The sequence below is a fragment of the Streptomyces sp. NRRL S-337 genome (assembly GCF_000720175.1).
GTDB classification, from domain to species: Bacteria; Actinomycetota; Actinomycetes; order Streptomycetales; family Streptomycetaceae; genus Streptomyces; species Streptomyces siderophoricus.
The window spans coordinates 1-21,348 of sequence record NZ_JOIX01000057.1; the positions used below are offsets into that span (position 1 = coordinate 1).

The 21,348-nt window shown below is 72.5% G+C and carries 21 protein-coding genes; 11 read left to right on the plus strand and 10 right to left on the minus strand.

The window, feature by feature from the left end; translation table 11 throughout:
- Positions 1–201: 201 nt before the first annotated feature.
- Together IG62_RS0129690 and IG62_RS0129695 are read right to left on the minus strand one after the other, a co-directional pair.
- Positions 202–1,503 carry an aspartate aminotransferase family protein gene (locus IG62_RS0129690; RefSeq protein ID WP_030810013.1) on the minus strand — a complete coding sequence of 434 codons (1,302 nt, stop codon included), beginning with the start codon at positions 1,501–1,503 and terminating at the stop codon, positions 202–204.
- Positions 1,500–2,342: a nitrilase-related carbon-nitrogen hydrolase gene (locus IG62_RS0129695; RefSeq protein WP_030810017.1), complete on the minus strand. Its 843-nt coding sequence runs from the start codon at positions 2,340–2,342 to the stop codon at positions 1,500–1,502. Before IG62_RS0129695 ends, IG62_RS0129690 begins: the two co-directional genes overlap by 4 nt.
- 181 nt (positions 2,343–2,523) lie before the next feature.
- Between IG62_RS0129695 and IG62_RS0129700 the strand changes: the two genes are divergently transcribed.
- From IG62_RS0129700 to IG62_RS0129710, 3 genes are all read left to right on the plus strand, one after another.
- A complete protein-coding gene (locus IG62_RS0129700; protein ID WP_030810253.1) occupies positions 2,524–2,955 on the plus strand; it encodes a MarR family winged helix-turn-helix transcriptional regulator in 432 nt (143 codons plus the stop codon).
- On the plus strand, positions 2,952–4,451 hold the full coding sequence (locus tag IG62_RS0129705) for an MFS transporter (RefSeq protein WP_037839616.1): 1,500 nt from the start codon (positions 2,952–2,954) through the stop codon (positions 4,449–4,451). Before IG62_RS0129700 ends, IG62_RS0129705 begins: the two co-directional genes overlap by 4 nt.
- 81 nt (positions 4,452–4,532) lie before the next feature.
- Positions 4,533–5,087 carry an isochorismatase family protein gene (locus tag IG62_RS0129710; RefSeq protein ID WP_030810022.1) on the plus strand — a complete coding sequence of 185 codons (555 nt, stop codon included), beginning with the start codon at positions 4,533–4,535 and terminating at the stop codon, positions 5,085–5,087.
- Here the strand turns inward: IG62_RS0129710 and IG62_RS0129715 are convergent.
- Complete coding sequence (locus IG62_RS0129715; RefSeq protein WP_030810025.1) at positions 5,071–6,567, minus strand: amidase; 1,497 nt, start codon at positions 6,565–6,567, stop codon at positions 5,071–5,073. The two genes, IG62_RS0129710 and IG62_RS0129715, sit on opposite strands and share 17 nt — an antisense overlap.
- 281 nt (positions 6,568–6,848) lie before the next feature.
- Here IG62_RS0129715 and IG62_RS0129720 point away from each other — a divergent pair, with 281 nt between their 5' ends.
- From IG62_RS0129720 to IG62_RS0129730, 3 genes are all read left to right on the plus strand, one after another.
- A complete protein-coding gene (locus IG62_RS0129720) occupies positions 6,849–7,592 on the plus strand; it encodes a hypothetical protein (RefSeq protein WP_030810028.1) in 744 nt (247 codons plus the stop codon).
- 73 nt (positions 7,593–7,665) lie between these two features.
- Positions 7,666–8,766 (plus strand): calcium:proton antiporter, encoded by a 1,101-nt coding sequence (locus IG62_RS0129725; protein ID WP_030810031.1) that lies wholly within the window; start codon positions 7,666–7,668, stop codon positions 8,764–8,766.
- Between the two features lie 166 nt (positions 8,767–8,932).
- A complete protein-coding gene (locus IG62_RS0129730) occupies positions 8,933–9,784 on the plus strand; it encodes a polysaccharide deacetylase family protein (RefSeq protein ID WP_030810034.1) in 852 nt (283 codons plus the stop codon).
- A 273-nt stretch (positions 9,785–10,057) separates the two neighbouring features.
- Here the strand turns inward: IG62_RS0129730 and IG62_RS0129735 are convergent, their stop codons facing one another.
- Positions 10,058–10,795: an SDR family NAD(P)-dependent oxidoreductase gene (locus IG62_RS0129735; RefSeq protein ID WP_030810037.1), complete on the minus strand. Its 738-nt coding sequence runs from the start codon at positions 10,793–10,795 to the stop codon at positions 10,058–10,060.
- A gap of 151 nt (positions 10,796–10,946) precedes the next feature.
- Here IG62_RS0129735 and IG62_RS0129740 point away from each other — a divergent pair, with 151 nt between their 5' ends.
- Entirely contained in the window at positions 10,947–11,573 is a 627-nt protein-coding gene (locus IG62_RS0129740; RefSeq protein ID WP_030810040.1) for a class I SAM-dependent methyltransferase, read from the plus strand.
- Positions 11,574–11,654: 81 nt separating this feature from the next.
- Positions 11,655–12,626 carry a non-homologous end-joining DNA ligase gene (gene ligD, locus IG62_RS0129745; RefSeq protein ID WP_030810043.1) on the plus strand — a complete coding sequence of 324 codons (972 nt, stop codon included), beginning with the start codon at positions 11,655–11,657 and terminating at the stop codon, positions 12,624–12,626.
- Positions 12,627–12,762: 136 nt separating this feature from the next.
- Here the strand turns inward: ligD and IG62_RS47435 are convergent, their stop codons facing one another.
- Positions 12,763–13,662 carry a hypothetical protein gene (locus tag IG62_RS47435; protein ID WP_030810045.1) on the minus strand — a complete coding sequence of 300 codons (900 nt, stop codon included), beginning with the start codon at positions 13,660–13,662 and terminating at the stop codon, positions 12,763–12,765.
- Between the two features lie 310 nt (positions 13,663–13,972).
- Here IG62_RS47435 and IG62_RS0129755 point away from each other — a divergent pair, with 310 nt between their 5' ends.
- Entirely contained in the window at positions 13,973–15,070 is a 1,098-nt protein-coding gene (locus tag IG62_RS0129755; protein ID WP_051798778.1) for a glutathione S-transferase family protein, read from the plus strand.
- 288 nt (positions 15,071–15,358) lie between these two features.
- Positions 15,359–15,658, plus strand: a complete 300-nt coding sequence (locus IG62_RS0129760) for a hypothetical protein (RefSeq protein WP_030810051.1) — start codon at positions 15,359–15,361, stop codon at positions 15,656–15,658.
- A 364-nt stretch (positions 15,659–16,022) separates the two neighbouring features.
- Here the strand turns inward: IG62_RS0129760 and IG62_RS0129765 are convergent, their stop codons facing one another.
- On the minus strand, positions 16,023–17,354 hold the full coding sequence (locus tag IG62_RS0129765; RefSeq protein WP_030810054.1) for a PLP-dependent aminotransferase family protein: 1,332 nt from the start codon (positions 17,352–17,354) through the stop codon (positions 16,023–16,025).
- 290 nt (positions 17,355–17,644) lie between these two features.
- On the opposite strand from IG62_RS0129765, the gene IG62_RS0129770 reads away from it, so the two are divergent.
- Entirely contained in the window at positions 17,645–18,487 is an 843-nt protein-coding gene (locus IG62_RS0129770; RefSeq protein WP_030810057.1) for an alpha/beta fold hydrolase, read from the plus strand.
- Positions 18,488–19,246: 759 nt separating this feature from the next.
- Here IG62_RS0129770 and IG62_RS48010 read toward each other — a convergent pair.
- From IG62_RS48010 to IG62_RS47445, 4 genes are all read right to left on the minus strand, one after another.
- Positions 19,247–19,432, minus strand: coding sequence for a hypothetical protein (locus IG62_RS48010; protein ID WP_199812544.1), 186 nt, complete (start codon positions 19,430–19,432; stop codon positions 19,247–19,249).
- Between the two features lie 187 nt (positions 19,433–19,619).
- Entirely contained in the window at positions 19,620–20,474 is an 855-nt protein-coding gene (locus IG62_RS0129780) for a class I SAM-dependent methyltransferase (RefSeq protein ID WP_420711131.1), read from the minus strand.
- A gap of 176 nt (positions 20,475–20,650) precedes the next feature.
- On the minus strand, positions 20,651–20,890 hold the full coding sequence (locus tag IG62_RS47440; RefSeq protein WP_158795142.1) for a transposase: 240 nt from the start codon (positions 20,888–20,890) through the stop codon (positions 20,651–20,653).
- Positions 20,891–20,960: 70 nt separating this feature from the next.
- On the minus strand, positions 20,961–21,131 hold the full coding sequence (locus IG62_RS47445; protein ID WP_158795143.1) for a hypothetical protein: 171 nt from the start codon (positions 21,129–21,131) through the stop codon (positions 20,961–20,963).
- Positions 21,132–21,348 lie beyond the last annotated feature (217 nt).

Here is a 21,348-nt window from a genome sequence, read left to right on the forward strand (position 1 = left end):
AGCGACAGCAGTCCACGAACAAGGCCCCGGAGGTCCGTCACCGCACCCACAACAAACCCAGCCCGCCGCAGGCGCAACGGCGAACAACAACCGCGGCGCCGCAGACAGCTACGTGCGCGGCGCCGCAAAGCGCAACGGCGAACAACACCCGCGGCGGGACGGCCAGGTACGTGGGAGGCGCAGCAGACGGGTACGTGGGAGTCAAACAGCCCGAAGCGCCGCCGCGAGGGCTTCCGCTCCTTCCTCCGCCTCGGCCACCGTCAATGTCATCGGGGGAGCGATCCGGAGTGCCGCGCCGCCCTGGCCGCCCTTGCCGATCAGGAGGCCGCGTTCGCGGGCGGCCTCCAGGACCTGGGTGGCGGCTTCCGGGGACGGGACGTCCGTGCCGGGGCGGACCAGCTCGATGCCGATCATGAGGCCCCGGCCGCGTACCTCGCGTACCACGTCGAGGCCGGCCGCGACCGCCCGTAGGCGCTCGATGAGCAGGCCGCCGACCCGCCGGGCGTTGCCCTGGAGGTCGTGTTCGAGGAGGTAGGTGAGGTTGGCCAGGCCGGCGGCCATCGTCACGGGGCTGCCGCCGAAGGTGGAGATGGAGTTGGCGGGCAGCGCGTTCATCACCTCGGCGCGGGCCACCACCCCGCCGATGGACATGCCGTTGCCGATGCCCTTGGCGAACGTGAGCAGGTCCGGCGGGCCGTTGTCCGCGTGGGCCTGCCAGCCCCAGAAGTGGTCGCCGGTGCGGCCCCAGCCGGTCTGCACCTCGTCGCTGATCCAGAGGATGCCGTGCCGGTCGAGGACCTCGCGGAAGGCCGCGAAAAGGCCGTCCGGCGGTGCGGTGAAGCCGCCGACGCCCTGGACCGGTTCGGCGATCAGCGCGGCGACGCCGCCGGCGGTCTGCTGGAGCATGTCCTCCAGGTCGGCGACGCAGGCCGCGATGTACGCCCGGTCGTCCAGGCCGGCGTACGGGCCGCGGCTGCGCACCCCGCCGTGGACGTAGAGCGTCTGGAGGGGCGAGAGGCTGGTCGGTGACCAGCTGGTGTTCCCGGTGACGCCGACGGTCGAGAAGGACCGGCCGTGGTAGCTGTTGCGCATCGCCAGGATCTGGTTGGAGCGGCGGTGGTTGGTGGCCAGCAGGAGGGCGGCGTCGTTGGCCTCGGTTCCCGAGGTGGTGAAGAAGACCCGGGCGTCGGGGATGCCGGAGAGCGCCGCGATCCGCTCCGCCAGCTCGATCATGGGCCGGGAGAGGTAGAGCGTCGAGGTGTGGATGATGCGGCCGGCCTGCTCGCTGACGGCCTTGGTGACCTCGGGCAGCGCGTGGGCCGTCATGGTGGTGAGGATGCCGCCGAAGAAGTCGAGGTAGCGGTTGCCCTCGGCGTCCCAGACGTACCGGCCCTCGCCGTGGGTGAGTTCGAGGGGCCGCTCGTAGTAGAGGCTGAGCCAGGAGGGCAGCACGGCCCGGTGGCGGGCGTGCAGTTCCGTCGCGTCATGGGGGTGGTGGGTCACGGCTGCACCAGCCCGTCGTACGCGTCGGGGCGGCGGTCGCGGTAGAACGCCCACTGCTGGCGGACCTCGTCGATCAAGGCGAAGTCCAGGTCGCGGACGACCAGTTCCTCCTTGGAGTCGCTGGCGACCTCGCCGACGAACCGGCCGCGGGGGTCGACGAAGTAGCTGGTGCCGTAGAAGTCGTTGTCGCCGTACTCCTCGACGCCGACCCGGTTGATCGCCGCGACGAAGTACTCGTTGGCGACGGCGGCCGCGGGCTGCTCCAGCTTCCACAGGTAGGCGGACAGGCCGCGGGAGGTGGCGGAGGGGTTGTAGACCAGCTGGGCGCCGTTGAGGCCCAACTGCCGCCAGCCCTCCGGGAAGTGGCGGTCGTAGCAGATGTAGACCCCGACCTTGCCCACGGCGGTGTCGAAGACCGGCCAGCCGGCGTTGCCCGGTTTGAAGTAGTACTTCTCCCAGAAGCCCTTGACCTGCGGGATGTGGTGCTTGCGGTAGCTGCCGAGAAACGTGCCGTCGGCGTCGATGACGGCCGCGGTGTTGTAGTAGAAGCCGGACTGCTCGACCTCTAAGACCGGGACGACGATGACCATGCCGGTCTCCCGGGCGAGGTCCTGCATCCGCCGTACGGTCGGGCCGTCGGGCACCGGTTCGGCCCAGCGGTAGTGCTCCGGCTCCTGGACCTGGCAGAAGTACGGAGCGTTGAAGACCTCCTGGAAGCCGATCACCTTCGCGCCCTGCGCGGCCGCCGCCCTGGCGTGTTCCTCGTGCTTCGCGATCATCGATTCGGTGTCGCCGGTCCAGGTCGCCTGGACCAGTGCGGCACGCACAACATCGGCCATGAGCTGCTCCCTTTGTCCTAAGTCAGCCTGCAGCCCACGCGGGATCTACGCGTGTGGAGGTGACCGTAGGCCCCGCCATGGGCGCTGGCAAGACCATCTCCAGCGTGGCGCGTCCGCGGCGGATCGGCGATTTCGACAGGCAACCTTGCAAGTTTGCCTGTTGATCTCTTACGGTGGAGGCATGCCGGACAAGGAACAGGAACGGCTCGCGACGGACCTGCGGGCGACTCTCTCCCAGCTGATGCGACATCTGCGCATCGCTTCGTCGGACGGCGAGTTCACGCCCTCGCAACGCGCGGTGCTCTCCCGGATCGAGACCGACGGTCCGGCCACGATCGCGGCGCTGGCCCGCGCCGAGCTGGTCCGGCCGCAGTCGATGCGGCTGACCGTCGGCGCGCTGGAGGAGCGGGGGATCCTGGCCCGCAGCCCGCATCCGACGGACGGCCGCCAGGTGGTCTTCTCGCTCACCGAGGAGGGCCGCCGGCTGATCGACGCGGTGCGCCGGGCCAAGCACAACTGGCTCGCCGTGGCCATCGCCGACCGGCTGACCCCGCAGGAGCAGCAGACCCTGACCGAGGCGACCGGGCTGATACGCCGGCTGATGCAGCAATGAGCGACTCCGCCGCCGGGGAAGGGGCCGGCGCCCGCTCGGTGGCCGCGCCGGGCCGCTCCGCCGGGCCCGCGCGACCCGAGGACCGGGCCTTCGGCGCCCGGCTGATGACGCCGCTGCTGCTCGGCTCGCTGCTCAACCCCGTCAATTCGACGATGATCGCCACGTCGTTGGTGGCCATCGGCCAGGACTTCCACGTCGGCGCCGGGGACACCGCCTGGCTCGTCTCTGCGCTCTACCTCTCCAGCGCGGTGGGCCAGCCCTGCATGGGGCGGCTGGCCGACCGGATCGGCCCGCGCCGGGTGTTCGTCGCCGGGACGCTGGCCGTCTGCGCGGCGGGGCTCATCGGGGCGCTGGCGACCGGTTTCACCCTGCTGATCGTCTCCCGGGCCGTGCTCGGCATCGGTACCGCGGCGGCCTATCCCGCCGCGATGGCCCTGCTGCGCGCCGAGTCCCGCCGGCTGGGCCGGCCCACGCCCCGGTACGTCCTGGGCCGGCTGTCGCTGGCCGCGCTGGGCAGTGCGGCGGTCGGGCCCACGCTCGGCGGGCTGCTGGTCGCCACGGCGGGCTGGCGCGCGGTGTTCGCGGTCAACGTCCCGCTGGCGCTGCTGGCCGGGGCGGGGGCGCTGGCCTGGTTGCCGGCGGACGGCCGGCGGGGTGGTGCGCGGGGCGAGGAACGGGGCGGCAACGGTGACCGGAGCGCCGTCGTCGGGAGCGCCGGGTCCGGCGCCGGTTCGCTCGACCCGCTGGGCATCGCCCTGTTCGCCACCGCGCTGACCTGCGCGATGTTCTTCCTGTTGCGGCTGCAGGACCCGCAGTGGCTGCTGCTGGCGCCGACCGCCGTCCTGGGCGCCGTCCTGGTGTGGTGGCAGCTGCGCCGTCCGGAGCCGTTCATCGATCTGCGGATGCTCGCCCGCAACCGCGCGCTGGTGCTGACGTATCTGCGGCAGGGCCTGACGTACCTGGTCGTCTACTGCGTGCTCTACGGCTTCAGCCAGTGGCTGGAGGAGGCGCACGGCTACTCGTCCTTCCACGCCGGGCTGGTCATGCTGCCGATGTCCGGCACGGCCGCGGTCTGCGCGCTCGTGGGTGCCCGGACGAAGGGCATCCGCGCGCCGCTGACCGTCGCCGCGGGCTGTCTCACCGCCGGCAGCGCGGTCTTCCTGCTGCTCCACGGGACCAGCCCGCTGCTGGTGCTGCTGTGCGCGGGGGCGCTCTTCGGCATCCCGCAGGGCCTGGCCTCGACCGGCAACCAGGCGGCGGTCTACGCCCAGGCCCCGGCCGACGGCGTGGGCGCGGCGGCCGGGCTGCAGCGCACCGCCCAGTACCTCGGCGCGATCACCGCCGCGGGCCTGATCGGGCTGCTCTACGGGCAGCAGGCCGCGGACCCCGGGCTGCACCGGATCGCGCTGATCGGCGTGGTCCTGGGCCTGTTGCTGATCGTCCTGACCGTCGCCGACCGGACGCTGCGCCGGGGCGCCTCCCCGGCCGACGGCTGAATCCGGCCACCGGTCACGCGCCTCACCGGCGCCCCATCAACCTCATCGATGTCCTCAGCCCCTCCCCACACAAGGAGCGTCATGCCCGTCACCACTCTCGACCCGAAGACCGCCCTGGTCCTGATCGACCTGCAGAAGGGGATCACCGGGCTGCCCACCGTGCCGGTTCCCGCCGCCGATGTCGTCGGGCGGGCCGCCCGGCTGGCCGCCGCATTCCGCGCCCGGGACCTGCCGGTCGTCCTGGTGAACGTCACCGGGGGCGCGCCCGGCCGTACGGAGTTCCCGTCGGCCGGCGGCACGCCGCCGGCCGACTGGGCGGAGCTGGTGCCCGAACTGGACCGGCAGCCCGGCGACCTCACCGTCAGCAAGCAGCGGTGGGGCGCCTTCCACGGCACCGGGCTGGACCAGGAGCTGCGCGACCGCGCGGTGACCCAGATCGTGCTGGCCGGCATCGCCACCAGCATCGGCGTGGAGTCCACCGCCCGCGCCGCGCACGAGCACGGCTACCACGTCACCCTCGTCACCGACGCCATGGCGGACCTGGACGAGGCGGCGCACCGCAACAGCCTGGAGAAGGTCTTCCCGCGGCTGGGCGAGACCGGCACCACCGAGGCGGTCCTCACGCTCCTCGGCTGACCACCGCGCCGTCGATCCGGGCCGGGTGAGCGGGCGGCCGGTGCTCGTACCAGCGCAGTTCGGCTTCGAGCTGGGCGGCCAGCGAGATCAGGCGCGGCTCGCCGTGGGCCGGGCCGAGGAGCTGGGCGCCCAGCGGCAGGCCGTCCGCGCTGAACCCGGCCGGGACGCTCACGCCCGGCCAGCCGAGGACGTTCCACGGCCAGGCGTACGGGCAGGCCGCGATCATGGCTTGATCCGTGCGCCAGCCGCTCATCTTGGCGAGGGTGCCGATGCGCGGCGGCGGGGTCGCCGTGGTGGGCGTCAGCAGCACGTCGTAGGGGCCGAACAGGGCGCCGATGCGCTGCTGTTGGCGTCTTTCGGCGGCCCGGGCGCGGCGCAGTACGGGCCCGCTCAGCAGCCGGCCCAGCCGCGCCGACCCGCGCGTGCGGCGGTCCAGCAGGGAGCGGTCGGGGACCCGGGCGGCCCACTCCCCCACCCCGACCGTGGCCCGCGGGACGAAGGCCAGGCCCACCAGCCCGTAGTCCGGCTCGGCCTCCTCGACGAAGTGGCCGAGCCGGGCCAGGGTGCGGGCGACGTCGGTGACCGCCGCCCGGACGTCGGGATGCAGCGGCTTGCGGGTGAAGGTGGTGGCCGCCTTCCAGGACAGCGCGATCCGCAGCCGGCCCGGGTCGCGGCGGACCGCTTCGTGGGCCGCGATGGCGGGCGGGCGGTGCAGGTCGCCGGCGTGGTTGCCGGCGGCCACGTCCAGCAGCAGCGCCGCGTCCTCGACCGTACGGGCGAGCGGGCCGATGCCGGTGATGCCCTGGAACGCCTCGGGGTCCGGCCAGGTGGAGATGCGGCCGCGCTGGGGTTTGATGCCGACGAGGTGGGACCAGGCGGCGGGGATCCGTACCGAGCCGGCGCCGTCGGTGCCGAGTGCGGCCGCCACCAGGCCGGCGGCGACCGCGGCGGCCGAGCCGCCGGAGGAACCGCCCGGGGTGTGCGCGAGGTTCCAGGGGTTGCAGGTGTTGCCGAAGGCCGGGCCCTCGGTGAACGGCCACTGCCCCAGTTCGCAGGCGTTGGTCTTGCCGACGATGACCGCGCCTGCCGCGCGCAGCCGCCGGACCACCTCCGAGTCGCGTTCCTTCGGCGGGAATTCACCGGCGCAGCCGAAGGCGGTGGGTTCGCCCGCCACGTCGGTGTCGTCCTTGACGGCGACCGGCACGCCGAGCAGCGGCAGCCGCTCGCCGGCGGCGAGTCTGCGGTCGGCCTCGGCGGCCTCCGTGAGCGCCGCCTCGGCGCGTACCCGCCGGAAGGCGTTGACGGTGCCCTGGGTGGCCTCGATGCGCTCCAGGGAGCGCCGGACCAGCGCGGTGGAGGTCACGCTGCCGTCGGCCAGCGCCCGGGACTGCTCGGCGAGTCCCTCCAGTTCCCCGGCCGCGGTCGCGGTGTGCCGGTCCGGGGCTCCGGTCGCACTGTCCTGGCTCTCGTCAACGCTCACGCTGCGTGCCCTCCCTGGGACCGCCCATTCGAACGAACGGTCCCAGGAGGCTAATCGGCGTGGCCGTGCCCATCAACGCCGCCGCGCGGGACGGTACATCGACGACACACGGACGGCACACAGCGGCCGCGGGACGGGGGTGACGTGACGTTCCGGACATCCGGCGGGCGTCGCGGGCGGTGGCGTACGACGGGCCGACGGCGGGCCGGCCAAGCCGTTCCGCGGCCGTCCGGCGCCCCGCCCTCGAACGCACGGCCGGGCAGCCGCTACGCTCCCCGGCCATGGATGACACCCTGCTGCTCCTGACCGTGGCGGCCGCGGCCCTCGTCGTGGGGCTGGTGGCGGGCTGGGCCGGCCAGACGGCCGCGGCCCGCCGGAAGCTGGCCCGCGAACAGAGCTTCTTCGGGCTGCCGGGCGGTTCGGAGTGCGTACTGGTCACCCACCGCGACAGCTCCTCGCCGCACTGGTCCATCCCGCGGCATGACGCGCTGGCGCTGCTGGGGCTGGCCGCGGTGATCGAGAACTGCGGTGCGCACCCGGAGGTGGCCCCGCACGACACCGGGCTCCAGGGGTTCGGGGCGCGCACCGAGTTCTGCGTCGGCGATCCCACCGCGCACCGCCGGCTGGCGGCCCATGTGGCCAGTCTGCTGCCGGGGGTCGCGGTGCACCCGGGCGACGAGTCCGGGGCCGGCCGGGGCACCTTCACCATCGGCGGTACGGCGTACCGGGTGGAGCCGGGGGCGGTGGAGTACGTGCTGCTGGCCCGGCTGACGGCGGGTGAGGGCGGCCGTCCGGTGTTCCTGGCGGCCGGGCAGCGTCCGGTCACCCACCGGGCCGCGGTCCGCCATCTCGTCCGCAATCGGGCCCGGCTGGCCCGCCGGCACGGTGCCGACGGTCAGTTCTGCCTGCTGCTGAAGGTGGTCAACTCGCAGGCGTACGGGCCGGACGTGGTCGAGCTGGTCGCGGACGTCACCAAGGCCGCGACCGCGCCGGCGGAGCCGAAGGGGCATCGGGCGGCGGCCTGAGCGCGGTACGGCGGTCGGCCGGAGCGCGGTGCTTTGCCGGGAATTGTCCGGCTGGTCTGCGAAGCTCGTCGGCATGATCGCATCTCTCCGTTCGCCCTTCCTGCACTGGACGACGGTGGTGCCGGTGCTGGCGGTGGTGCTGCTCGGCCTGACGTGGGGGCGGTCGCTGCCGCCGCCGCTGGTCGGGCTGGTGTCGTACTTCCTGGCCGCCGCGGTGCTGTCCGCGGTGCACCATGCGGAGGTGATCGCGCACCGGGTGGGCGAGCCGTTCGGGTCACTGGTGCTGGCGGTCGCGGTGACCGTCATCGAGGTGGCGCTGATCGTCACGTTGATGGTGGACGGCGGGGAGAAGAGCGCCGCGCTGGCCCGGGACACCGTCTTCGCGGCGGTGATGATCACCTGCAACGGGATCGTCGGGCTGTGCCTGCTGGTCGGTTCGCTCCGGCGCAGGGTGGCCGTCTTCAACGCCGAGGGGACCGGGGCGGCGCTGGCGACGGTCGCGACGGTGGCCGGGCTGAGCCTGGTGCTGCCGACGTTCACCACGACCACGCCGGGCCCGCGGTTCTCCACCCCGCAGCTGGTCTTCGCGGCGCTGGCCGCGCTGGTGCTCTACGGGTTGTTCGTGGCCACCCAGACGGTCCGGCACCGGGACTACTTCCTGCCGGTGACCCCGTCCGGCGAGGTGATCGACACCGAGGACCACGCCGACCCGCCGACCGCGCGGGCCGCGCTGGTCAGCCTGGGCCTGCTGGCGCTGGGCCTGATCGCGGTGGTCGGGCTGGCCAAGGGCGTCTCGCCGGCCATCGAGTCCGGGGTGGCCGCGGCCGGTCTGCCGTCGTCGGTCGTGGGCATCGTCATCGCGCTGCTGGTGCTGCTGCCGGAGACCATCGCGGCGGTCCGCGCGGCCGGCCGCGACCGGGTGCAGACGAGCCTGAACCTCGGCCTCGGCTCGGCGATGGCCAGCATCGGCCTGACCATCCCCGTGGTCGCGCTGGCCACGGTCTGGCTGCCGGTGCCGCTGGTCCTGGGCCTCGGCGCCAGCCACATGGTGCTGCTCGCGCTGACCGTGATCGTGGGCACCCTGACGGTCGTCCCCGGCCGCGCCACCCCGCTGCAGGGCGGCGTCCACCTCACCCTGCTGGCCGCCTACATCGTGCTGGCGGTCAGCCCGTAGAACCGTCCCGGCGCCCCTGCTTCGGGGCTCCCTGGGCGAGCGGCGGCCCCGCGCCCGTAGGCCCGTGGGACGAACGCCCCGCGCCGGCCAGCCGATCGGGTACGGAACCCGCCGCCCCCGGTGTCGCTCCCGCTCACGCGGAAACCCGCGTGAGAGCACATGAAGGATGTCATCGGACCATCACATCAACACGAGGCGGAGGTTGCTTCAGGCCGCGCTCGCAGTGGGCGCGCTCTCCGCCGGGCGCTTCTTCTTCCCTCCCGCGGACGGCACGCCGGGGGCGGCCGGGGGCCGGCCGGACCGGCACCGGCCGCCGCCCCACGACGCCTCCCGCCGCCCCGACCCGGCGAGCACCTCGGAGGCCTACCGGCTCCGCCCCATGGCCGGTGAGACCTCGCTCTCCGGACCGGGGGCCTCCCCGCCGCACCCGAACGTCGCCTACACGCTGGGCACCGACCGGCGGGAGATCTTCCTGACCTTCGACGACGGCCCGCACCCGCACTACACCCCGGAGATCCTGCGGATCCTGCGCCGCAACGAGGCCCGGGCGACCTTCTTCGTCATCGGGGAGAACGCCGACGCCTTCCCGGAGCTGCTGCAGGACATCGCCGACGACGGCCATGCCGTCGGCAACCACACCTGGACCCATCCGCAGCTCACCAAGCTGGCGCCGGGCGCGGTACGCAGTGAACTCAGCCGCACCAGCAGCCTGATCGACGACGTCCTGGGCAGCGCCCCGAACCTGGCCCGGGCCCCGTACGGTGTCTGGGACGATCCCTCGCTGAGCATCTGCAACGAGCTGGGCATGTCGCCGGTCGGCTGGGCGATCGATTCGCGGGACTGGACGACCCCGGGGGTGGACAGCATCGTCGACGCGGTCATGGAGGAGATGCGGCCGGGCGCCATCGTGCTCTCGCACGACGGCGGCGGCGAGCGCGGCCAGACCGTCGATGCGCTGGACCGGTACCTGCCGCGTCTGATGGACGACGGTTACCGGCCGGCCCGCATCGAACCGTGAGCCGCGCGGACGCAGGCGCGGACCGCAGCCGGGGCCGACGGCCAGGGGCGGCGACCGGCGGCGGCATCGGCCCCGTCACCGAACAATCACAAACAGGTACCAATGGGTGAGAACGGTCACTCCTCAGCGCATTGCTCACCCCTATGGTTTATCGTTCAATTGGAAGCGGCGCCGAGCGCGCCCTCCCCCAAGCTGCCCCGGCCGAATTCCCCCGTTCGGCCGGGGCTTCCCCTTTTCCGGGCTCACCTCAGGTGCGAGGCCCCTCCGCCGGGCTCACCTCAGGTGCGAAGCACCGTTCACGTCCAGGACAGCGCCCGAGGACCAGACCGCCTCCGGCGAGGCGAGGTAGTGGACGGCCGACGCCACGTCCAGGGGCGCGGCCACCCGCCCGAACGGGCTCTGCTGCCGCACCTCCTCCGTCAGCCGGTCCGCGACCCGCTCGGTGGTCACGAACCCCGGCGCCACCGACGCCACCGCGATCCCGTACGGGGCGAGGTGCACCGCCAGCGACTGGCCCATCGCGTGCAGCGCCGCCTTCGTCGCGCCGTACGCCGGATGGTCCGGCTCGCCGCGGTACGCGCCGCGCGAGCCGATGTTGACGATCCGGCCCTCCACCTCGCGCTCGATCATGTTCCGCGCCGCGCAGTAGCTCACGTGCGCCGCGCCGAGCAGGTTGACGTCCACGATCCGCCGCCAGGCCCGCTGCCAGTCCTCGAACGAGGTGCGGTCCAGCGGATGCGCCTGGTTCGCCGCGGCGTTGTTGACCAGTACGTCGACGCCGCCCAGCCCCTCCACGGCGGCCGCGACCACCGCCTCGGCCCCCTCCGGCGTGCTCACGTCCCCGTGCACCAGCACGTGCCCGCTCCCCGCCAGCCCGGCGAAGGCCTCCTCCGCCGCCTCCCGCCGGGACGCGTAGTGCAGCGCGACCCGGTCCCCGCCCGCGGCGAACCGCTCGGCAACCGCCCGCCCGATCCCCCGCGAGGCTCCCGTGACCAGCACTCCCCGGCTCATCGACACCCCTCCGTCGCTTCCGTCGCCCGCTCGGCCCACGCCTCTCGGCATACCGCAAACGATCTTAAGGAACGAGGGGGGCCGGCGGTGGCCGGGGTCGTCCGCGCCTCGGGGCAGCACCACCGCCGCGGGAGCCCCCTACAGTCACCCCATGCCGTTCGATCACAACGACCACTACCACCGCCTGCTGCTACGGCAGCTGCCCCCGCACTGCCGTACGGCCCTCGACGTGGGGTGCGGCACGGGGCGGTTCGCGCGGCGGCTGGCCGGGCGGGGCATCGACGTCCACGCGGTCGATCCGTCGGCCGAGACGCTCGCCCGGGCCCGCGCCGCGACCGCGGAAACGCCCGGCGGACCGCCGGTGCGCTACCAGCAGGCGGACGCGGCCCGGCTCCAACTCCCGCCCGGCCATTACGACTTCATCTCCTGCCTGGCGAGCCTGCACCACATGCCCTTCGAGACGGTGAGCACACTGCGGGCGGCGCTCGCGCCCGGTGGTGTCCTGGCCGTCCTCGGCTGCTATCCGGAGCGGTCGCCGGCCGACTACGCCTGGAGTCTGGCCGCCGTTCCGGCGAACGCCGCCGCCCGGCTCGCCGTGGGCGCGGTGGAGGCGGTCCGGCCGTCCGGTGCCGCGGATCCGGTGCGGGCGCCGACCGCCCCGCCGACCGTGCCGCTCCCCCGGATCCGTCAGCAGGCCGCGGAGCTGCTCCCCGGGTGCCGCATCCGACGGCTGCTCTTCTGGCGCTATCTGCTGGTCTTCCGCCGGCCCGACAGCTGATCCGGCCGGCCGCCGGAGGGCCCCGCTCGGACCGCCCGGCGTCGATCTGCGAACCCCCGCCCGGCGGCCGATGATCGAACCATGGCCCCCACCACCGGGCGCGGCCCGGCCCCGTACCCCGTGATCGAGCCGATGCTGGCCTCGGTCGGGCCGCTGCCCGCTCCGCACGAGGAGGCGGCCTGGGCGTTCGAGGCCAAATGGGACGGCGCGCGGTGCATCATCAGCACCCCGGGCGACGGCACGATCCGACTGGTCACCCGGGCGGGCAACGACGCCACGGCGACGTACCCGGAGCTGGCGCCGCTCGGGGAGCAGCTGCGGGGCCGGATCGCGGTGCTGGACGGTGAGGTCGTGGTCCTCGATGCGCGCGGCCGGCCGGACTTCGGGCTGCTGCAGCGCCGGATGGGCGTGACCAATCCGCGCCGCACCGCCCGGCTGGCCATGGAGCACCCGGTCCACCTGGTCCTCTTCGACCTCATGTATCTGGAGGGGTCGCTGCTGGGCGCGCCGTATGTCGAACGCCGCACCGCGCTGGCCGGGCTGGGGCTGCGCGGCCCCAACTGGTCGGTGCCCGGCTATGTGGAGGGTCACGGTCAGCAGGCCTGGGAGGCCTCGCTGCAGGGCGGTCTCGAAGGCGTGGTGGCCAAGCGGCTCACCTCGGTGTACCTGCCCGGGGTCCGGTCACCCGAGTGGCGCAAGACCAAGCATCTGGAGACCCTCGACGTGGTCATCGGCGGCTGGCTGGAGGGCCACGGCACGCTGGCCGGACTGCCCGGGTCCGTGCTCGCTGGGGTGGCGGAACCGTCCGGGCTGCGGTACGTCGGTTCGGTCGGCTCGGGACTGTCCGACCGGGAGCGCCACGAACTGGCGCAGTACCTGGGGGTGATCCCGCTCGACCGCTCCCCGTTCGTCAACCCGGTGGACGCGTCGGGCGCCCACTGGGCCGAGCCCCGGCTCGTCGCCGAGATCGCCTTCAGCGGCTGGACCTCGGCCGGCCGGCTACGCCACCCGATCTGGCACCGACTGCGGCCGGACTTGACGCACTTGGGGTGAGGCGGGGGGGAAGGGGAGGGGTGTGGGGGTGGGCGGGGTGTGGGAGCAGTGGGTGTGGGAGTGGGGGGAGTGGGGCGAGTGGGGGGCAGGGACGGCTGCCCCGTAGCGCCGTTACGGACGACGGAACCTCAGCCCGTCACGGGTGGCAGAAGGTCGCCTCGGTGATCGAGCCGCCGGCGTTCTCGTCGTCCGAGCCGAGGACGCCCTGGTGGGACTTCGGCAGACAGGCCAGCGCCTCTATCTTGTGCCCGGAGAAGGTGGCGAGCCGCTTCGGTGCGTCGGACACCTTCAGCCGGACGGCGCCGTGCTTGCCGACGGAGAGGCGCCCGGCGGCGTAGAGCGCGGAGTCGAACGGCCCGTCGTCGCCCGGGTCCGAGGTGGACGACACGGTGAGCGCACCATCGGCGGAGAGCTTCACGTCGGAGATCTGCCGGACGTCCTTCTTCGGGTACGGTGCCCGGAATTTCGCGGAATCCCGGGAGCCGAATGCGTTGGTGGCCGGGTTCCATTCCGCCGCGGTGAGTTTCCCGGGGTGATCATCGCTTCCCCGGTCCGCCCAGACCGCGGCTATTTTCCCGTGTCCGACGGCGGCCAGCGCAAATCCTTCGTAGTTTCCGTCAGGCGAGACGCCGGGCAGCCGGAAGGTGCGCAGTACGCGGACGGTGGTGTTCTCGCGGCGGATGCGGTACGCCGTTCCGTCGCTCGCCAGGGCCACGTACTCATGGGCCCGGCCCGGTACGGCGTCGATCGCCTCCAGGTCGACGGGCAGGGTGCCGCGCCAGGTCACGGGGGTCACCCGGGGTGCGGCGCCGGGGCGGTAGGCGACCGCGACCAGGCGGTTCTCGCCGGGCTTCTTGTTGTCGCGGACGGCGAGGGTGTCCACCGTGTCGCCGTGCCGGCCGTCGACCACGATGCCGCTGAGACCGGCCGTGATGCCGTCCCCGACGCGCTGCCAGCCCTGCGCCGCGCCGGCGGTCGCGGACGGTGCCAGGAATGCGGCGCCCACCAGGGCGACGCTGAATGCTTTCTTGATCATCGGGCGATGGTAGGCAGCGCTCCGGGGCACTGAACAGGTCCCGTAGGACACCTCTCTTACATTCCATCCCGCATTTCTCCTACATTCCATCCGGCATTCCGGAGGAATTCCACCGCAAGACACCCGAGCTGCCATAAGGCGCACGACCGGTCGTAAGGCACGCGGTTTGCGGTACGGCGCACGGCTTGCCGTCCAGCGCACGGCCCGGGTCCCCGCCATGAGGTCCGGGCCCCGAGGGCACACGATGGAGAACACGAGGGGCACGCAATGGCCCGGGGGTCCGCGCCACCGCAGACGGAAGGAGCCGATGATGCCCGGCAAGCACAAGGGAAGTGGCAACGACAGCGGGAACAGCAACGGCAACGGCAACGGCAACGGCAACGGCAAGAACGACAGCAATGCCGCGTACGGCAGCAAGCCCTTCAAGCGTTCCAAGAGCCACTTCGCCGACCGTGTCACGGCGGACGGCCGCGACGGGTGGCCGGTCGAGGCCGGCCGCTACCGCCTGGTGGTCAGCCGCGCCTGCCCGTGGGCGAGCCGCGCCGTGGTCTCCCGTCGGCTGCTCGGGCTGGAGGACGCACTCTCGCTCGCCATCGCCGACCCCATCCAGGACGACCGCAGCTGGCGCTTCACCCTGGACCCGGACGGCCGCGACCCCGTGCTGGGCATCCGCTACCTCAGCGAGGCGTACGACGCCCGCGAGAAGGACTACCCCGGCGGGGTCAGCGTGCCCGCCGTCGTGGACATCCCCAGCGGCCAGCTGGTCACCAACGACTTCCAGCAGATCACCCTGGACTTCGCCACCGAATGGACGGCACTGCACCGGCCCGGCGCGCCCGACCTGTATCCGGAGCCGTTGCGCGAGGAGATCGACGTGGTCATGGCGGGCGTCTACCGCGACGTCAACAACGGGGTCTACCGGGCCGGATTCGCCACCGGGCAGAGCGAGTACGAGTCCGCCTTCCACGATCTCTTCCGGCGCCTGGACCTGCTGTCCGAGCGGCTTTCGGACCGTCGCTACCTCGTGGGCGACACGATCACTGAGGCCGACATCCGGCTGTTCACCACCCTGGTCCGCTTCGACGCCGTCTACCACGGCCACTTCAAGTGCAACGGGTTCAAGCTGGCCGAGGACCCGGTGCTGTGGGCGTACGCCAAGGATCTCTTCCAGACCCCGGGCTTCGGCGACACCGTCGACTTCCACCACATCAAGCAGCACTACTACCGGGTGCACACGGGCATCAATCCGGCCGGCCTGGTCCCGGTAGGGCCGGACCTGTCCGGCTGGCTGACCCCGCACCACCGCGAGGAGTTGGGCGGCCGGCCGTTCGGCGACGGCACGCCGCCGGGCCCGGTGCCGCCGGCCGAGGAAGTGCCGCCCACCGGCCGCCCCGAGCCACTGCACTGACCGCGGGGTCTGCCGACCGGCCCGACCGTCGCGCCCACGCCCGGCCGCCGCGCCGTGCCGTGCCGTGCCGTGAGACGCTGAAACAAACAGGACCCGGGCGCAGATTCATGGACAGACATCGCAGACGGGGTGGACGGGGCAGGCAGGGACAGGTGGACCGCCAGGGTCAGCCACAGACATCAGTCAGAGACATCAGTCTGTGGCGTCACACAGAGACGTCACACAGAGACACTCAGGCAGAGACACAGGGACAGACGGGACTCCACAGTCAGCCGAGGAGTGAGTCCGATGAGGATGGTCCTGAAGGCCCGGATACCGACCGAGGCGGGCAACGCGGTACTCAGGAACGGCACCCTGTTGAAGATCATGGAGGCGGCGTACGCCGCCCTGCAGCCGGAGGCGGCGTACTTCACCCTCGAAGACGGCGAGCGCGCCTGCTTCTTCTATTTCGACATGCAGCAGTCCTCCCAGATGCCGCCGGTGCTCGAATCGTTCTTCATGGACCTGAACGCGAAAGTTTCGCTCCAGCCAGTGATGAACGCCGACGATCTCCACACCGGTCTCGGGGACATGATGAGCGGTACGTGAGCCGAGGGGCGATGAGCGCCACCTGAGCGGAGAGGTCGGGCACCACCTGAGCGGAGGGGTCGGGCGCCGCCTGAGCTGACGAGGCGGGGCGGCACCTGGACCGAGGGGCCGGGCGACACTTGGGCCGAGGGGTCGGGGCGGCGCCCGCGCCGAGAGGTCGGGGCGGCGCCCGGCGACCGTTCCGACGGCGCCAGCTTCCCCACCCGTCCTGGCTGTCCCGGCCGGCCCGGCTGTCGTGGCTGGCCCGGCCGGTCCATCTGCCCTGACCACCCCGGCCGTCCCCACCCGCCCGGTCGTCCCCACCCATCCTGGCCGTGCTGGCCGTGCTGGTCGTCCTGGCCGTGCTGGTCGTCCGACCGCCCGCTCACTCCACCGGACCGCTGTCCTCCGGTACGCCCCGGGCCAGCCCGGCCAGGACGTCGAGCGCCTCGGCCAGGGCGTCGAGCGACGGGGAGGCGAGCGCCAGGCGTACAGCGTTGGGGGCGTGCCCCGTGCCGACGGCGAACGCTCCAGCCGGGGTGACGGCGATCCCGCGACGCGCGGCAGCCGCGACGAAGGTGTCGGCCCGCCACGGTTCCGGCAGGTCCCACCAGCAGTGGTACGCCTGCGGATCGGCCCGGATACGGAAGTCGGCCAACCGCTCGGCGACGATCCCTTGGCGCTCGGCCGCATCGGCGCGCTTTGCGTCCTCCAAGGCCGCCGCGGTGCCATCGACCATCCAGCCGGTCGCTGCCTCCAGCGCAAAGCGGGACGCGGTCCAAGTCCCCGACCGGAGGGCGGCCGCCAGTTCGCGGGTGAGGCCCTCGGGCGCCGTGAGGAAACCGAGCGACAGGCCGGGCGCCAGCCGCTTGGACAGGCTGTCGATCACCACGGTGCGCTCGGGCGCCAGGGCCGCCAGCGGCGGAAGGTCGGGGCGAAGAAACCCGTAGATCGCATCCTCAACGATCCGCAGATCCAACTCGCCGGCCATGTCAGCCAGTTCACGTCGCCGCTGGTCGGGCATCGTGATGCCGAGCGGGTTGTGCAACGCCGGCTGAAGGTAGACGGCGCGCAGCGGGGCGGCGGCCCGGACCGCTGCGGGCGTCAGACCGTGCTCGTCCATGGCGAGCGGGACGAGGGTGACGCCCAGCCGGGCCGCGATCCCCTTGACCACGGGATACGTCAGCGCTTCGACGCCCAGCCGTTCGCCGGCCGGCACCAGCGCGGCGATCGCGGCGGCCACGGCCTGTCGCCCGTTGCCCGCGAAGAGCAACTGGCCGGGTTCCGGGGCCCAGTCGGCCCGGACGAGATGGGCGGCGGCGGCCTGCCGCGCCGCGGCCGTACCGGCCGGGCCCACCGGGCGGAGCGCGGCCGCCAGGGCGTCGGGACGTACCAGGCGTTCGAGGCTCTTGGCGAGCAGCGCGGGATGCTCGGGCAGCACCGGGAAGTTGAGTTCCAGGTCGATCCGGGCCTCCGCCGGCTCGGCCAGGGCAGCTTCGGCGCGCGGTGCGGCGGTACGGACGTAGGTACCGCGGCCGACCTCCCCGACGGTCAGGCCGCGCCGACCCAGTTCGCGGTACACCCGGGCCGCGGTGGAACTGGCGATCCGCCGATCCCGGGCGAACCGCCGCAACGGCGGCAACCGGTCCCCCGGCCGCAGCCGCCCCGCCGCAATATCCGCCGCCAACCCATCGGCCAGCACTCGATAGTCGTCCATCCTCACCTTTCCCCGCTCCCCGTCTTCCCGGCTTCTCGCCTCCCTGGCCCCGGAGTTCAGCTCCGGTCCCCGGCGCTCGGCGCGCCCGCCCACCCTCGCTCTCGCTCTCGCCGCCCGTCCTCGCCGCCGCCCTGCCACGACAACATCGCGACATTGACACAGCGCAGACCACACAGCACGGGCGGCACAGCACGCAGGACATTGCACCGAGCACATTATCCCTATTGCGCCGAGTAATTGCACCTCATAGCATCGAGCACGTCACATTGAACGCGGAGGGGATGTCCACCATGGGATCGGTCGTCATAGGCGAAATCACCGTCGGCTACGAGGATGCGGGCGACCGGGAGGAGGGCCACCGGAACGAGAGCGGCGGCGAGCCGCTGGTGCTCATCCACGGGCACCCCTTCGACCGCTCCATGTGGCGACCGCAGATCGCCCACTTCAGCCAAGCCGGCCGACGGGTGATCGCCCCGGATCTGCGGGGCTACGGCGAGAGTTCGGTCGTTCCGGGCATTACCCCGCTGGAGACCTTCGCCCGCGATATCGCCGGGCTGCTCGACCACCTGGGCATCGAGCGCTGCGTACTGGGTGGGCTCTCCATGGGCGGCCAGATCGTCATGGAGTGCTACCGCCTCTTCCCCGAGCGGATCCGCGGTGTGGTGCTCGCCGACACCTTCGCGGCGCCCGAGACCGACGAGGGCAAGGCAGGCCGCCGGGCGATGGCCGAGCGCCTGCTGCGCGAGGGGATGGCCGGCTATGCGCAGGAGGTGCTCGACAAGATGATTGCACCGAGCACCATCGAATCCCGGCCGGAGGTCGCCGCACACGTCCTGGGCATGATGACCGGCACTCCGCCCGAGGGCGCAGCGGCCGCCCTGCGCGGCCGCGCCGAGCGCCCCGACTACCGGGAGCTGCTCACAGGGATGTCCGTACCGGCATTGGTGGTCGTCGGCACGGAGGACGCCTACACCCCCGTGAGCGACGCCCGCGACCTGCACCAGCGCATCCCGGACAGCACCCTGGCAATCATCCCCGAGGCAGCCCACATGCCGAACCTGGAGCGGGAGGACGACTTCAACGCCGCCCTGTCCACCTTCCTGACCACCCTTCCCGCCCCCACCAGCAGGTAGGACATCCACCCCGCCGCCCCTTCCGTATCTCCCGCTCTTTCCGCACCTCTCACATGTCCGCTCTTGCGGCGTGCGGCTCAGTGGCACCGTTGCCCAGCAGCTGCGGGGCCCCTACTGCGTCACCCGCCGCGGCCGGTCAGTGGTACCTCAAGGGGTGAGGGCGAACACGCCGTTGAGCCGCCGCCCCGTTCCGGGCTCCCGTCAGGCCGGGACGATACGGCGAGTCACAGCTCGCGCCGACCCCAAGTACGCTTCCCGGAACGGAAGTTCATCCCCATAGGACAAGTCGCCACTGGACGGCGGCGGTTCGCCACTTCCCCCCAGCGGCGGTCGGCTCCCCGGGGCGGGCGCATGCGCATAACTCCCCAGGCCATAGCGCCGGCCACGGCGGTGGTGTGGCGGCTCGGGTGGTCGGGGTAGCGCACGATCGGCGCGTCGATGAGGGTGCCGATGAGGGTCAAGTCGAAGCCCGGAGCGTTCGTCGGGGCGTTGGGGTGGTGAGGTACGGATGCTGGACGTCCATCATGGACAGCCGCGCCCCGGCCGTGGCGGGGCAAGGGCGGCCCCAGATGCCGGTGCCGAGCACGAACAGATCGACCGGCAGCAGTGCGTCCGCCGCGCCGGTACGGTACGCACCCCAACGAGCCACCCGCACCCGACGGTACGCGGTCCACCTCCAGCACCTGCACGGGCGTACGCCAGCGGAAACGGACACCGGACCCCCACGGCGGTCACCAGGAGGCGGATCAGGCCCATCGGTCAGCGGCCGCCGCCGCAGGGACGGTACAGCCCGCCGATCGCCCGCTCGACGTCGACCAGCGCGGGCGCAAGCACCACCGCCTCCGCCACCGCCACCGCCACCGCCACGCCCAGCGCTTCACTGCCCAGCCGGCAGCCGTGCTCGACGTCCTGATAAACCGCCGCCAACCGATCCTGGTTGGCCACCCTTCACGGCAGCCGACTTGCCAGAACGCGGACGCTTCGGCGGCAGCCCACACCTCCCGGTACATGGCCACGCCGCACTTCGCCAATACGGCCAGCTCCTCGGTCGCGCTCAAGCCGCGTCAGCTGGTTCGCCCCACCGACGCCGGCCTTTGCCTGCTCGCCTTCGCCTGCTGGCCCGGATGGGACCTCACACCGCCTGGCGCACCCTCCCATACGCCAGCAACGCCCGGTGCGGCAGCACCAGGCCACCCTCCCCGTCCATGAACTCCTCGGCCAGCAGGGCGAAGTGTCGCCGAACGCGCTCGACCCCCTCCACCCCCTGACTGGTAACGACCCGCCCAATCGTGGCCACCCCCGCCGCCGGCCCCTGCCACCACTCCTCCGCCGTCGTGCGGTGATCCCAAGCCAGCGAACGGCACCCCGCCTCGGTCAGCCCCGCCTCGGTCAGCAGCGCCGTGAGTCCCTCCTCCGTACGCGGGAAGTCGTCCTCTGGCGCGAGCGCGGGCACATCGGCCGGCCGGGGCACTCCGGCTGCCGCCGCGGCCCGCCCGAGCAGCGCCTGCCCGGACGCCGCGGGCACGGCCCAGACCGTGAGCGCGATCCGGCCGCCCGGCCGGGTCACCCGACGCAGCTCCGCAAGCGCCACCCGCGGCCGCCCCACATGATTGAGTACGAAGTTGCCCACCACTGCGTCGAACTGATCGCACATGAAAGGCAGTTGGGGCACCGCGGCAATGCATACGGAAGCATCCGGAACGCCCTGAGCAGCACGCCTAGCCATCCCGGGTTCGGAATCCAACGCCACCACCTGCGCACCCCGCGCACCCGCCGCCGCAGCGACCACCCCTGGGCCTGTCCCCACGTCGAGCACCCGCACGCCCTGCCCCACCCCAGCAGCCTCGAGCAGTGCGGGCACCGGATACGCGCACAGCCTGCCGAACCCTGCCTCGTAGGCGGCCACGCTCCCCTCCCAGGCCCTCCGCTCACTCACATCGAACGGCGTCTGAGCCCGCGCCGCCCCACCCACCTCAGCCGCCTTCACGACCCACTCCTCCCCAACTCTCCGCCACCGACTGTCGCCCCATCCTCAGCTCCCCCGCCCCGCCCCGCCCCGCCCCCAGACTCGCACCAATGCGCAACGGCCAACTAGGGTCCGCCTTCCAACGGATCTTGGCCAGAGCAGGAGTGATGCGAATGTGGCCGCTGCTTCGTAGGAGGTCACGGTCTTCGCGTATCGGTGGCGATATCGCGGAAGCTCTTGAGCTGGTTGAAGCAGCGTCCGACGCGGTTGTGCCTGCGGTAGGCCTCCCGGTTGAAGCCTGGTGGCCGACCGCCGAGGCGCCCGCGATGGTGCCGGTGCCGCTGCTGGTCGGTTTTCTCGGGGATCGTGTGCGCGATGCCGCGTCGCCGCAGATAACCACGGAAGCCGCGAGAGCTGTAAGCCTCGTCCGCGATCACGTGGTGAGGTCGGCGGCGCGGCCGGGCGAGAGGGCGGTCCTGCCGTCGCAGGCGAGGTGGACTTTCGTTGTCAGTCCTCCTCGGGAACGGCCGAGGGCGTGATCGTCCGGTTCGCCCGGCCGGTGCCGCCCCCTCTTCGGCCGGTGGCGGCGTGCTGGTGGGCGCGGACGATGGTGGAGCCGACCTGGGCCAGCCAGTCGATGTCACTGAAGGCGTCCGCCTGTTCCCGAATCTGCTGCAAAGCCCGCAGGAACACGCCGCCGAACGCATAGACAGAGCCTGATGGAAATCCCAGGATGTCTCCATCTCCCACCCTATGCGCCACTTCAGTGGCTTCTGTGCGCAACCTTTTCGCAATGCGAGTGGTCCTCCGAGAGGCGCAGGTGTGCGCATGTACGCATATAAGCATGCGCACTCACGCATCCATGCGTCATGCCCCGCCTGCGCATGACGAACGT

What these genes read in the sequence shown, in the direction of transcription:
- IG62_RS0129695 (WP_030810017.1), bottom strand. Translation starts at nt 2,342, where the DNA reads ATGGCCGATGTTGTGCGTGCCGCACTGGTCCAGGCGACCTGGACCGGC.
- IG62_RS0129700 (WP_030810253.1), top strand. Translation starts at nt 2,524, where the DNA reads ATGCCGGACAAGGAACAGGAACGGCTCGCGACGGACCTGCGGGCGACT.
- IG62_RS0129705 (WP_037839616.1), top strand. Translation starts at nt 2,952, where the DNA reads ATGAGCGACTCCGCCGCCGGGGAAGGGGCCGGCGCCCGCTCGGTGGCC.
- IG62_RS0129710 (WP_030810022.1), top strand. Translation starts at nt 4,533, where the DNA reads ATGCCCGTCACCACTCTCGACCCGAAGACCGCCCTGGTCCTGATCGAC.
- IG62_RS0129720 (WP_030810028.1), top strand. Translation starts at nt 6,849, where the DNA reads ATGGATGACACCCTGCTGCTCCTGACCGTGGCGGCCGCGGCCCTCGTC.
- IG62_RS0129725 (WP_030810031.1), top strand. Translation starts at nt 7,666, where the DNA reads ATGATCGCATCTCTCCGTTCGCCCTTCCTGCACTGGACGACGGTGGTG.
- IG62_RS0129730 (WP_030810034.1), top strand. Translation starts at nt 8,933, where the DNA reads ATGTCATCGGACCATCACATCAACACGAGGCGGAGGTTGCTTCAGGCC.
- IG62_RS0129735 (WP_030810037.1), bottom strand. Translation starts at nt 10,795, where the DNA reads ATGAGCCGGGGAGTGCTGGTCACGGGAGCCTCGCGGGGGATCGGGCGG.
- IG62_RS0129740 (WP_030810040.1), top strand. Translation starts at nt 10,947, where the DNA reads ATGCCGTTCGATCACAACGACCACTACCACCGCCTGCTGCTACGGCAG.
- ligD (WP_030810043.1), top strand. Translation starts at nt 11,655, where the DNA reads ATGGCCCCCACCACCGGGCGCGGCCCGGCCCCGTACCCCGTGATCGAG.
- IG62_RS47435 (WP_030810045.1), bottom strand. Translation starts at nt 13,662, where the DNA reads ATGATCAAGAAAGCATTCAGCGTCGCCCTGGTGGGCGCCGCATTCCTG.
- IG62_RS0129755 (WP_051798778.1), top strand. Translation starts at nt 13,973, where the DNA reads ATGCCCGGCAAGCACAAGGGAAGTGGCAACGACAGCGGGAACAGCAAC.
- IG62_RS0129760 (WP_030810051.1), top strand. Translation starts at nt 15,359, where the DNA reads ATGAGGATGGTCCTGAAGGCCCGGATACCGACCGAGGCGGGCAACGCG.
- IG62_RS0129765 (WP_030810054.1), bottom strand. Translation starts at nt 17,354, where the DNA reads ATGGACGACTATCGAGTGCTGGCCGATGGGTTGGCGGCGGATATTGCG.
- IG62_RS0129770 (WP_030810057.1), top strand. Translation starts at nt 17,645, where the DNA reads ATGGGATCGGTCGTCATAGGCGAAATCACCGTCGGCTACGAGGATGCG.